Genomic DNA, 12,118 nt, shown 5'->3' on the forward strand with positions numbered 1-12,118 from the left:
AGACGATGTTCTCGTCTGCTTTTTTTAATGCTGAAGCGGTGCATCTATATCTCCGGCAGAATGAGCTTTTATCTGCCCTTTCTCATCTTTGAGCTGGAGATGACCGTAGCGGTTGACTCCGCAGCAAATGCCCTCTTCCCATGTTTGTTTTTCACGGTCTAACGAGATCCGCAGCGGTTTATGAAGACGATATAACCGTTTGTTATAGAGGGAAGTGAGTGCTTCAAACCCTTCATTCTTCCAGCGTGTATGATATTTTTCAAAAGCGGCGGCAAGTTCCTTCACAAGCTGATCGGCTTTTACCTCTGTAAGCTCTGATAGGCAAATGGTTTTGTACGGAACATGCTCCGGCTTTGTCTTCACATTGATGCCAACCCCGATATAAATGGCGGTACGGTCCGCTTCAATCAATGTGCCTGATACCTTTGCTTCATTGATGAGAATATCATTTGGCCATTTGATCGCCAGCTGATCCTCAGCCCTGATGAGAGGTTTGAGTACATCGTAGATCGCTAGTGCCGTCAGCGGAGCAATCGTTGACTGGGTGGAGAGTTCTTCTGGCAGCAAAACCGTCATGGTCAAAGCGACATTCCCTGCAGGCGTTTCCCACGGTCTCCCTAGCCTGCCTCTTCCTGCTGTCTGCTGATGTGCATAGACAGCAAATGAAGGTTTTTCTCCTTTTTGCATAAGCCTTTTTGCTTCATTATTTGTACTATCAATGGTGTCATATTGAAAAATCTTCATGTGTTCTCCTTTTGTTTCTTCTTGATATGATCCTTTTATTATAACAAAATGAAGCTTACACGATGATGAGGGCTCTATGTTATTTATTTCGTTGAGCTTGAAATGTCTCTTTTTCTTCCTCTGTAAATGGGACAGGTGCGCCTGTTTCTTTATTAATTTGCACCATGGTGACTGAGCCGGTAAAGCATGGTTCCTGCTTTTCGTTTTCTCCTAAATAATGAAGGATGAGTGAGCTTGATCCGACTTTTTCCGGCTTTACATACACACGAAGCCGCTCCCCTATCTCCACCTGTTTGATGTAATCACATTGCAGGTTTGCCACGACTGTAATCGTCTCTTTCACTCGTTTCATTCGTTTATCAACAATTCCCGTTTTTTGAAAAAAGGCAATCCGTGCTTCTTCAAAATATACAAAAGGGGTGACATTGTTCATATGGCCAAACATATCTGTTTCTGAAAAACGGACAGTCGTTTCGACATAAAATCGAAAGGATGCTCTCCATTCTTCAAATGGTTCCTCAATATATGATGGAAGTCTCACTTCATCATCTCCTTATTCATCAACAAACGCCTCTCCCATATTGGAAGAGGCGTTTATTTTGTGTTCCATCCAGCCTCTTGTAAACACTCATCATGATTGGCAAAGAGGACTGAATGTGATGTTATTCTGCGTGATCGCTTCCGAAGAAGTTACGGAAAGCTTGTAATGTTGTATCTCGGTTAAGTGCTGCAATTGACGTTGTCAGCGGGATTCCTTTCGGACAAGCCTGCACACAGTTTTGAGAGTTCCCGCAGTTCGCAAGACCGCCGTCTCCCATAATTTCTTCTAGACGGTCAGACTTATTCATCGCACCTGTCGGATGTGCGTTAAATAGACGAACTTGCGAAAGCGGTGCAGGGCCCATAAAGGAAGACTTATCATTTACGTTTGGACAAGCTTCAAGGCAGACACCACATGTCATACATTTAGAAAGCTCATACGCCCATTGACGTTTTTTCTCAGGCATTCTTGGTCCAGGTCCAAGATCATATGTGCCATCGATCGGCACCCATGCTTTTACTTTTTTCAAGGAGTTGAACATGCGGCTTCTATCAACCTGCAAGTCTCTCACGACCGGGAATGTCTTCATCGGCTGAAGACGGATCGGCTGATCTAACTTGTCAATCAAGGCTGTACATGACTGGCGCGGTTTTCCATTAATGACCATGGAACAAGCTCCGCACACCTCTTCAAGACAGTTCATGTCCCAGTTGATCGCCGTTGTTTTTTCACCTTGTTTATTGACCGGGTTACGTCTAATTTCCATGAGTGCGGAAATGACGTTCATATTTGGGCGGTAAGGGATTTCGAATTCCTCATCATAAGGCTTTCCATCTGCTGTATCTTGACGTGTGATAATGAATTGAATTGTGTTTTTTTCACTCATCTTATTTCTCCACCTTTTTCTTCGAGTAATCTCGTTTACGAGGTGCAATTAACGATACATCGACGTCCTCATAGTGGAATGCAGGCTTTTGATTTTTCCCTTTGAACGTAGCCATCGTTGTTTTAAGGAATTCTTCATCGTTTCTTTCTGGGAATTCCGGTTTATAGTGTGCGCCTCGGCTTTCATTCCGGTTATAAGCCCCGATCGTAATGACTCTTGCCAGCTGAAGCATGTTGTCAAGCTGACGTGTGAAGGCAGCGCCTTGGTTGCTCCATGATGCGGTATCATTGATGTTGATCTTCTTGTAGCGCTCCATTAGTTCTTCGATCTTCTGATCTGTTTTTAAGAGTTTGTCATTGTAACGAACCACTGTCACGTTATCCGTCATCCATTCTCCAAGCTCTTTATGAAGCACGTACGCATTTTCTGTTCCGTCCATGCTGAGGATGTTGTCCCATTTCTCCTGCTCTTTCTTCACGGCGCTGTCAAATAGTGCAGAAGAAAGGTCTTCCGCAGATTTTTCAAGACCGCTAATGTACTTCACCGCATTTGGTCCAGCGACCATTCCGCCGTAAATCGCAGAAAGAAGTGAGTTTGCACCAAGTCTGTTTCCGCCGTGCATTGAGTAATCACATTCTCCGGCAGCGAATAGACCTTTGATATTCGTCATTTGATCATAATCGACCCATAATCCGCCCATTGAGTAATGAACAGCTGGGAAGATTTTCATCGGCAGCTTACGCGGGTCGTCACCCATGAATTTTTCATAGATTTCAATGATTCCGCCAAGCTTAATATCAAGCTCTTTTGGATCTTTGTGAGAAAGATCGAGATATACCATGTTCTCTCCGTTGATGCCAAGCTTTTGCTCGACACATACGTCAAAGATTTCACGCGTTGCAATGTCACGCGGTACAAGGTTCCCGTATGCTGGGTATTTTTCTTCAAGGAAGTACCAAGGCTTCCCGTCTTTATACGTCCAAACACGTCCGCCTTCACCACGAGCCGATTCACTCATGAGACGAAGCTTGTCATCTCCTGGGATCGCTGTCGGGTGAATTTGAATGAATTCTCCATTTGCATAATGCGCACCTTGCTGATAGACGATGGACGCAGCAGATCCAGTGTTAATCATGGAGTTCGTTGATTTACCGAACACGATTCCAGGACCGCCTGTTGCCATGATGACTGCATCTGAACGGAAGGATTCAATTTCCATTGTCGTCAAGTTCTGCGCGACAATCCCGCGGCACACTTCCTCGTCGTCTAAAACAGCGCCAAGGAATTCCCAGCCTTCATATTTCGTGACAAGTCCTGCTACTTCATAGCGGCGAACCTGCTCATCCAGTGCGTATAATAGCTGCTGGCCTGTTGTAGCTCCAGCAAACGCTGTACGGTGGTGCTGTGTTCCCCCGAAACGGCGGAAGTCCAATAATCCCTCTGGTGTTCTATTAAACATAACACCCATACGATCAAGTAAATGGATAATGGACGGCGCTGCTTCACACATTGCCTTTACTGGCGGCTGGTTGGCTAAGAAATCTCCGCCGTATACCGTGTCATCAAAATGCTCATAAGGTGAATCCCCTTCACCTTTTGTATTAACCGCTCCGTTGATTCCGCCCTGTGCACATACAGAATGCGAACGTTTCACAGGTACGATTGAAAATAGTTGAACAGCTGTTCCCGCTTCTGCTGCTTTAATAGTTGCCATGAGACCAGCTAAGCCGCCTCCGACAACGATGATGCTAGAATTACTCATTGTAGCCCCTCTCCCTCTTCTACTAATCTATTTCCTCTTAAACAAAAGCGAAAATTGCTCTTAGCCCTACATATGAAAGCGCTATAAATATACCTAATGTCACATATGTGGAGATTCGTTGTGAGCGTGGTGAAACAGTAATTCCCCAGCTGACAGCAAATGACCACAAGCCATTAGCAAAGTGGAAAATAGTAGATAAAACGCCGACAATATAGAAGCCTAGCATAAATGGAGAGCTTAAAATATTCGCCATCATGTCATAGTTGACTTCAGCTCCAAGCTGAGCTTGAATTCGTGTTTCCCATACGTGCCAAGAGACAAAAATCAATGTGATAATACCTGAAATCCTTTGCAGTCTGAACAGCCAGTTTCTTAAGTAACTGAAGCGAGACGTGTTGTTTTGTGCCGTAAAGGCTATGTACACCCCATAAACAGCATGATAGATCAGTGGTAAGAAAATCACGAACAGCTCAAGTGCATATCTGAAAGGAAGCTGTTCCATAAAGTGTGCAGCTTTGTTAAACGCCTCAGGTCCATTCGTCGCAAAGTGGTTAACCACTAAGTGCTGTATTAAAAATAGACCGACCGGAATGACGCCAAGCAAAGAATGCAATCTCCGATAAAAAAATTCTTTGTTCCCCGACATTACTTTACCCCCTAGTAAAAAAAGTGCAATTGCTTGAAAATTGTCTTACCCCCGCTTCTTTCAATTGTAAGCACTTTATTCAAATTTATTGACAATTTCATTTTACTCCTATGTCAAAAAAGCGTCAAGAAACCGCGTACATAAATTAAAATTTTCCGAAATTTAAAAGTTTTAAATCAAAATTCGTTTTACTACAATAAGAATTTCTTAGACTTCAGGGAAAACTCTGTCATCATATGCCCACATAAGCTATAATAAATTGTTGAAAGAGGGGAGCCGTACAATGAATAAATTCGAATCTAACTTAGAACAGCTAAAAGAAATTGAAGTCAATGGATTTGCCTACGAGCTGATACGCGAAGTTCTGCTGCCTGATATTCTTGGTCAGGACCATTCATCTATGATGTATTTTGCGGGTAAACTGCTTGCTCGTAAATTTCCTCAAGAGTCATGGGAGAAGATCCCCGAATTTTTCCATGATGCCGGATGGGGGACTCTCACAATGGTCCATTCGAAAAAACAGGAAATTGAGTTTGAGCTCGAAGGTCCACTAGTATCAAATCGACTCACCTATCAAAAGGAGCCATGCTTTCAGATGGAAGCGGGTTTTATTGCTGAACAAATTCAGCTTCTGAATGAGCACGTGGCTGAATCCTATGAACAAGTGAAAAAGCGTGCTGAGAAAGTCATTTTAACCGTTAAATGGGATTTAAGAGACCCTAGCTAATACTCTTGATAAAAGGCGCGGACTTCAGGTCACGCCTTTTTTATATGTCTACATCTCTATCATAGCATACTTAATGAATGGGTTTACGCCCGTTTCAGCCGACTCCATATAGAAAAAAGAGGCGACCCTCTTTCATGAGAGCACCTCTTTACCTTTTTAAGAATGAGCAGCGGCGCTCACCTTTGATAATTCAAACGCATCATGCAGCGCTTCAACCGCTTTGACCATATCATCACGGCCGACCACTGTTGAGACTTTGATTTCAGACGTACTGACCATTTTCACTTGAATGTCTTTTTGCGCTAACACAGCAAACATTTCAGCAGCTACGCCTGGGTTTGAGACCATTCCAGATCCCACGATGGATACTTTCGCTAATTTGCTTTCTGTCTCAATCTGCTCGTAGCCAAGCGCCCCTTTATATTCTTCTAATACTTCAACTGTTTTGGACAAATCATCCGTTTTGACAGAGAAAGAGATCGACGTCTGGTTGGTGCTTGTGACAGACTGAATGATGATATCAACATTGATATTCTGTTTCGCAAGCGTCGTAAAAATGGTCGATAATGTTGTTAAACCGCTTGAAAGTCCGCACACGGTCACACGTGTAATCTGATCTTCAAATGCAATGCCTCTGACGACTAAATTTTGTTCCATGGATGATTCCTCCTCAATTAACGTACCCGATTCATTTTCAATACTAGAACGGACTTCTAGCGGGACTTGATAATTTTTCGCAAATTCAACAGCTCTTGGATGCAGAACGCCAGCTCCTAAATTAGCCAGCTCAAGCATCTCATCGTATGAAATGCCTGCAAGTTTCCGCGCAGATGGTACATAACGCGGATCTGTTGTAAACACTCCTGGTACATCTGTGTAAATATCACATTTATCAGCTTTCAGTGCGGCAGCCAGTGCCACAGCTGTTGTATCTGATCCGCCGCGGCCAAGAGTTGTGATATGTAAGTCATCTGCAATTCCTTGGAAGCCTGCCACAACAACAACTTTCCCCGCACTTAATTCCTCTTTTATTCTTGATTCATCAATGTCCACGATTCTTGCATTTCCGTGTACATGCTCTGTTTTCATACCAGCCTGCCAGCCTGTAAAGGAAATGGCATCATAACCTCTTCTTTGGAGCGCCATCGCTAATAATGAAATGGTCACCTGCTCACCAGTTGCGAGCAGCATATCCATCTCTCTTTTGCTTGGATCGTCTGTGAGTTCTTTCGCTAAGTCTACTAGAACATCCGTTGATTTGCCCATCGCTGATACAACCACAACCACATCATGTCCTGCCTCGCGTTCAGCGATCACTCTCTCTGCGGCATTGCGGATTTTTTCTGCCGACCCAACGGAAGTTCCGCCAAATTTTTGTACAATTAGTCCCATGTCTACCACCCTTTTTCAAAAGTTCACGTGTGAGAGAAGAGGCAGCTTTGGAGACTGCCCGCTCACTGCAAATAAAAAAGCAATGAGAGAACAAATCTCCCATTGCTTTAAAATCATCATTAAACGATGCAAACAATGAGATAGCCCTCCAAGAAATCAATTCTTGACAGCCCTACATTTCTTCAATGTACAGCCAGCGAATAAAATGAGTGGATTTTATTCACTTCGGCGACGCTCCCCTTTCAGCCCTCTTCTTAGATCCCATCGATCTCCGAAGGCTTACTCTTGAAGTTCGCACCTCTATCTTCAACAAACAACACGTTCATTTATTAAATTAGTCACATCTTAACAGACTTTTGGTAAAAGTACAATCTATTTTTTTAATGCTTCCATTAAAAGTTCAGCCGTCTGTTTCGGAATGCCAGCCTCCTGAAAGTCTTGGATAGAGGCTTCTTTCATCTTTTTCACAGAGCCAAAATGTTTGAGGAGCTGCTTTTTACGCTTCTCTCCGATACCCGGTACATCGTCTAAAATAGACTGGAATGCATTTTTTCCGCGCAGCTGCCGGTGAAAGCTAATGGCGAACCGGTGCACTTCATCTTGAATGCGCTGCAATAAGTAAAAAGCCTGGCTATTCCGCTCCAGCGCAACAATTTCAAGTGTATCTCCCATCATGAGATTCGATGTCCGGTGTTTTTCATCTTTTACAAGACCTGCGACTGGGACAGACAGATTCAATTCATTTTCAAGCACATCGATGGCTGCGTTGATCTGTCCTTTTCCTCCGTCAATTAAAATTAAATCTGGCAGCGGCAGTTCATCCTTTAACACGCGGGTATATCGTCTTCTAATGACCTCACGCATGGATGCATAATCATCTGGCCCTGAGACAGTTTTAATTTTGTATTTTCGGTATTCCTTTTTATAGGGCTTCCCGTCCTGAAAGACGACCATGGCAGAAACCGGGTCTGCTCCTTGAATATTTGAGTTATCAAATGCCTCGATTCTGTATGGCATATAAATATTAAGTGCATCCCCGAGCTGTTTCACCGCACCAATTGTCCGCTCTTCATCACGCTCAATGAGCGAAAATTTTTCTTTTAAGGCGATTTTGGCATTTTGATGGGCAAGTAAAAGTAAATCCTTTTTCTTTCCTTTTTTCGGCTGGTGAACGTTCGTCTCAAGCAATTGCTCAATCATCTCTTGATCGACACTGTCAGGCACCAAAATTTCCTTCGGCAGAAAATGGTTGTTCTTTTCATAAAATTGCCCCATAAACGTGAGGAACTCTTCCTCAGGGTCCTGATACATTGGAAACAGGCTGACATCACGTTCAATCAATTTCCCCTGTCTGATGAAGAAAACTTGGACACACATCCAGCCTTTATCATAGGCATAGGCGAAGACATCTCGATCTGATAAATCACTCATCGTCATTTTCTGTTTTTCCATCGTTGAGTCGATATATGCGATTTGGTCTCTTAGTTCCTTTGCCCGTTCAAACTCTAAATTTTCAGCAGCTTCCTGCATCTTTTCGGTGAGTTCTTTTTTGATTTGCTGATGTCCTCCGTTTAGAAACCTTGTGATTTCATCCACGAGCTGCTTATTCGTTTCTTCGGAAATGTCATACACACATGGCGCAAGACATTGTCCAAGGTGATAATAAAGACAGACGCGGTCAGGAAGGGTGGCGCATTTTCTCAGTGGATATAAGCGGTCGAGCAGCTTTTTTGTTTCTCGAGCTGCTTGTACGTTTGGGTATGGACCGAAATATTTCCCTTTGTCCTTTTTTACATTGCGGGTGACGATCAGCTTGGGATGGCGTTCATTCGTAATTTTTATAAAAGGATACGTCTTGTCATCCTTGAGCATGACATTGTATTTTGGGTCATATTTTTTGATTAAATTCAGCTCTAAAATGAGCGCCTCGATATTAGAAGAGGTGACAATGTATTCAAAGTCTTCAATTTCACTGACAAGCCGCTGCGTTTTGGCGTCATGTGATCCAGTGAAATAAGAGCGCACCCTATTTTTTAAAACCTTTGCCTTTCCCACATAAATGATCGTATTTTGTCTATCTTTCATTAAGTAACAGCCTGGTTGATCCGGCAGGACTGACAGCTTTTCTTTGATTAGTTTGTTCATCTTTTCATCCGTCCTTGTTTTCCTCTTTCACTCCTTCTAGTGTATCACGAACATTTGTTTTATACCATGTTGAAAGAAAAGCGGCTCTCGTCTTTACGAGAACCGCTTCAATGATTATGCCGCTTGAGCATAGATTGGTTTATAGATGTTTGTTGACAAGCTCAGCAAGTGCTTCTTTTGGTTTGAAACCAACAGAAGTTTCTACAACTTCACCGTCTTTTAAAACAAGAAGTGTCGGGATACTCATAACGCCGTATTTACCAGCAGTTTCTTGGTTATCGTCTACATCAATTTTTACAATTTTCATTTTGTCGCCCATTTCTTGATCAAGTTCTTCAAGAACTGGAGCAATCATTTTACAAGGTCCACACCATGGTGCCCAAAAGTCTGCAAGAACAACACCTTCTGCAGTTTCTTGTGAAAATGTTGCGTCAGTAGCTTTTACGATTGCCATTATTCATTCCTCCAATGTAAATTATGCTTTTTAGTATAGCATCTACCAATGTGACTTGCGAATGAAATGCTTACGAATCATTTTTTAGGAAATGAATTAAAAAACAAACCGTATAATCGCACCAATAACAACAATCGCACCGATGATCATAAGAATGGTTCTAAGCATATGACATGACACCCTTTCCGCTTCATTTACAATGTATGATGCCCCAACATTCTTCTCATCAAACATCGAAATATGCAATTAAGCGAGGTCGACAGTTATCATGACCACTGACATTGGCGGCAGCTCCACCGTTAATTCGCCGGACTTTACAGCCATTTGCTCAAAGTCTTTTGGCTGAACAGAATGAGGATCATCGAATGTATTATGGGCATTCATGCGATCAGCCGTCAGTACACGTCCAGTGACTTTCGTTTGTTCTTCAATCCCTGCAATGGCAAGGGATATCTCTGTTTGTTCATGCGGATTCAAGTGACAGTAGCTAATATGCATCTTACCTGATGAACGCGAGGCTGACACACTGACCTGAGGAATTTTTTCACCTCTTCGTTCATACGGCGGTGAAACGAACTCCACTTCAAGCGCTTCTTCCTCTTGATGCACTTGAAACATGTGAAATACATGATACGTAGGTGTCAGAAGCATCTTTTCGTCCTTTGTTAATACCATCGCTTGCAGCACATTGACCGTCTGAGCAATATTTGCCATATGAATCCGCTCGCAATGGCGATGAAAAATATGAAAATGGAGTGCGGCCACAAGGGCGTCTCTTAGTGTGTTTTGCTGATATAAAAACCCAGGATTTGTCCCTGGCTCTGGGTCATACCATGTCCCCCATTCATCAATAATCATCCCGATTCGCTTGTCTGGGTCATAACGATCCATGATTTCTCCATGGTCTTCGACAAGCCGTTCCATCTCATAGGCCTTTTTCAGCGTGATAAACCATTCATCCTCATCGAATTCAGTCGCTGATCCTTTCTTCTCCCATGTACCAGGTACGGTGTAATAATGTAAACTGAGCCCATCCATCCACGGTGCAGCCCGCTCCATCAATACTTTCGTCCAATTCACGTCATTAGAGTTCGCGCCGCAGGCGATTTTGTAAATACGCTGCCCTGCAAACTCTCTTACGTACGTTTGATAGCGTTTATATAAATCTGCATAGTATTCAGGTGTCATATTCCCGCCGCAGCCCCAGCTTTCATTGCCTACACCAACATAGGTCAGCTTCCAAGGTTCTTGTTTTCCATTTTTAATGCGCCAATCTGACATAGGTGTCCCTTTTGGAAATGTCATGTATTCGACCCAATCGGCTAATTCTTGAACAGACCCGCTTCCCACATTGCCGCAAATGTAAGGTTCACATTCAAGCAGCTCACACAATGCCATAAATTCATGCGTACCAAATGCATTGGATTCAACCGTACCACCCCAATGGGTGTTGACCATTGGCTTTCGTTCACTCAGCTCACCTACACCATTTGCCCAGTGATACTCGTCTGCGAAGCAGCCCCCCGGCCATCTCAGCACCGGAATATGTAATGCTTGAAGGGCCTTCAGTACATCGGTACGAATCCCTTCAATATGACCAATCTCTGAGTCTTTTCCTACCCAAATCCCGTCATAAATTCCTCTTCCTAAATGCTCCTGAAAATGCCCATAAATGTGTTTAGAAATGCGTCCAATCACGTCATTGACTTTTACTGTCCCCTTCACTTGTCAACCGCTCCTTTTCTTCTTGATCACATACAAAAAAACCCAGAATACCTAGGCATTCTGAGTGTATGAGCGTTACGAGTGGATATTCATCTTTTTTAACTCTTCATTCAAAAGCGGGACCACTTCAAACAAGTCACCAACAATTCCATAATCGGCGATTTTGAAGATTTCCGCTTCTGGGTCTTTGTTAATTGCCACAATGACTTTACTGTTAGACATTCCCGCTAAATGCTGAATCGCTCCTGATATCCCGCATGCAATATAAAGATCAGGTGTGACGACTTTTCCCGTTTGACCAATTTGCAAAGCATAATCACAATAATCAGCGTCACAGGCTCCGCGCGAAGCTCCGACTGCTGCCCCCAGCGTCTCAGCGAGTTCATTCAGCGGTTCAAAGCCTTCCTTGCTCTTAACCCCGCGCCCTCCAGCAACAATGACCTTTGCTTCGGATAAATCTACACCTTCTGACGTTTTTTTAATGACTTCCTTCACGATCGTCCGAAGGTTTTGAATGTCGACAGAAACTGGTGTGACTTCTCCGCCTCGTGACGTATCCCGCTCAAGTGGTGCCACGTTATTTGGCCGGATGGTTGCTAGAAGCAGACGGTCTGTCGAAATGACTTTTTCGAAGGCTTTTCCAGAGTAAATCGGTCTAGTGAAAACAAGATGTTCACCGGTAACGCTTACATCAATCGCATCTGAAATCAAGCCAGTCTGGAGACGTGCGGCTATTTTCGGCGACAAGTCTTTTCCGATAGATGTATGGCCAAAGAGCACAGCATCTGGATCAACCTGATCTAATATGGCTTGAAGCGCCTGCGCAAAACCATCTGACGTATAATATGAAAGGTGCGGATGCTCCACAATCATGACATGATCCGCTCCATAGTAAAGCAGTTCATCTGCTAGGCCTTTGACGTCATCCCCTATTAACACGCCAATGACCTCGCCGCCCTCTGCCACTTTGTGAGCGGCAGCAATGGCTTCAAATGTCACATTTCTTAATTTACCGTCACGACTTTCTCCAAGTACAACAACTTTTTTACTCATCTTCAAGCTCCTCCTTGTTCTCGTGATATCGTAAAGTGGATGT

At 43.5% G+C, this 12,118-nt stretch carries 11 protein-coding genes and 1 riboswitch; of the genes, 1 reads left to right on the forward strand and 10 read right to left on the reverse strand.

Annotated elements, in window-relative coordinates:
- Window positions 1-24: 24 nt before the first annotated feature.
- The 5 genes from MHB41_RS12820 to MHB41_RS12840 all read right to left on the reverse strand — a co-directional run bounded on the left by MHB41_RS12820 (window position 25) and on the right by MHB41_RS12840 (window position 4,579).
- Window positions 25-744 carry a biotin--[acetyl-CoA-carboxylase] ligase gene (locus MHB41_RS12820; protein WP_061109443.1) on the reverse strand — a complete coding sequence of 240 codons (720 nt, stop codon included), beginning with the start codon at window positions 742-744 and terminating at the stop codon, window positions 25-27.
- 79 nt (window positions 745-823) lie between these two features.
- A complete protein-coding gene (locus MHB41_RS12825) occupies window positions 824-1,285 on the reverse strand; it encodes a thioesterase family protein (protein WP_061109444.1) in 462 nt (153 codons plus the stop codon).
- 121 nt (window positions 1,286-1,406) lie between these two features.
- The gene (sdhB, locus tag MHB41_RS12830) at window positions 1,407-2,171 is read right to left on the reverse strand and encodes a succinate dehydrogenase iron-sulfur subunit (protein WP_034279749.1); all 765 of its coding nucleotides are present in this window, start codon (window positions 2,169-2,171) and stop codon (window positions 1,407-1,409) included.
- Between the two features lies 1 nt (window position 2,172).
- Window positions 2,173-3,933, reverse strand: a complete 1,761-nt coding sequence (gene sdhA / locus MHB41_RS12835) for a succinate dehydrogenase flavoprotein subunit (RefSeq protein ID WP_034279746.1) — start codon at window positions 3,931-3,933, stop codon at window positions 2,173-2,175.
- A 37-nt stretch (window positions 3,934-3,970) separates the two neighbouring features.
- Entirely contained in the window at window positions 3,971-4,579 is a 609-nt protein-coding gene (locus MHB41_RS12840; RefSeq protein ID WP_024423213.1) for a succinate dehydrogenase cytochrome b558 subunit, read from the reverse strand.
- A gap of 283 nt (window positions 4,580-4,862) precedes the next feature.
- On the opposite strand from MHB41_RS12840, the gene MHB41_RS12845 reads away from it, so the two are divergent.
- Window positions 4,863-5,306: a YslB family protein gene (locus MHB41_RS12845; protein WP_024423214.1), complete on the forward strand. Its 444-nt coding sequence runs from the start codon at window positions 4,863-4,865 to the stop codon at window positions 5,304-5,306.
- Between the two features lie 156 nt (window positions 5,307-5,462).
- Here the strand turns inward: MHB41_RS12845 and MHB41_RS12850 are convergent, their stop codons facing one another.
- The 5 genes from MHB41_RS12850 to MHB41_RS12870 form a co-directional block, all read right to left on the reverse strand.
- On the reverse strand, window positions 5,463-6,698 hold the full coding sequence (locus MHB41_RS12850) for an aspartate kinase (protein ID WP_061109445.1): 1,236 nt from the start codon (window positions 6,696-6,698) through the stop codon (window positions 5,463-5,465).
- A 133-nt stretch (window positions 6,699-6,831) separates the two neighbouring features.
- A riboswitch (Lysine riboswitch) is annotated at window positions 6,832-7,009 on the reverse strand.
- A 61-nt stretch (window positions 7,010-7,070) separates the two neighbouring features.
- The gene (gene uvrC / locus MHB41_RS12855) at window positions 7,071-8,843 is read right to left on the reverse strand and encodes an excinuclease ABC subunit UvrC (protein ID WP_024423216.1); all 1,773 of its coding nucleotides are present in this window, start codon (window positions 8,841-8,843) and stop codon (window positions 7,071-7,073) included.
- 139 nt (window positions 8,844-8,982) lie between these two features.
- Window positions 8,983-9,297, reverse strand: coding sequence for a thioredoxin (trxA, locus tag MHB41_RS12860; RefSeq protein ID WP_007501629.1), 315 nt, complete (start codon window positions 9,295-9,297; stop codon window positions 8,983-8,985).
- 246 nt (window positions 9,298-9,543) lie between these two features.
- Window positions 9,544-11,022: an alpha-N-arabinofuranosidase gene (locus MHB41_RS12865; RefSeq protein WP_061109446.1), complete on the reverse strand. Its 1,479-nt coding sequence runs from the start codon at window positions 11,020-11,022 to the stop codon at window positions 9,544-9,546.
- A gap of 75 nt (window positions 11,023-11,097) precedes the next feature.
- Window positions 11,098-12,075 carry an electron transfer flavoprotein subunit alpha/FixB family protein gene (locus MHB41_RS12870; RefSeq protein ID WP_041115051.1) on the reverse strand — a complete coding sequence of 326 codons (978 nt, stop codon included), beginning with the start codon at window positions 12,073-12,075 and terminating at the stop codon, window positions 11,098-11,100.
- Between the last annotated feature and the right edge of the window lie 43 nt (window positions 12,076-12,118).

It is taken from the genome of Bacillus sp. FSL H7-0578, from assembly GCF_038630855.1.
Taxonomy (GTDB): Bacteria; Bacillota; Bacilli; order Bacillales; family Bacillaceae; genus Bacillus; species Bacillus safensis.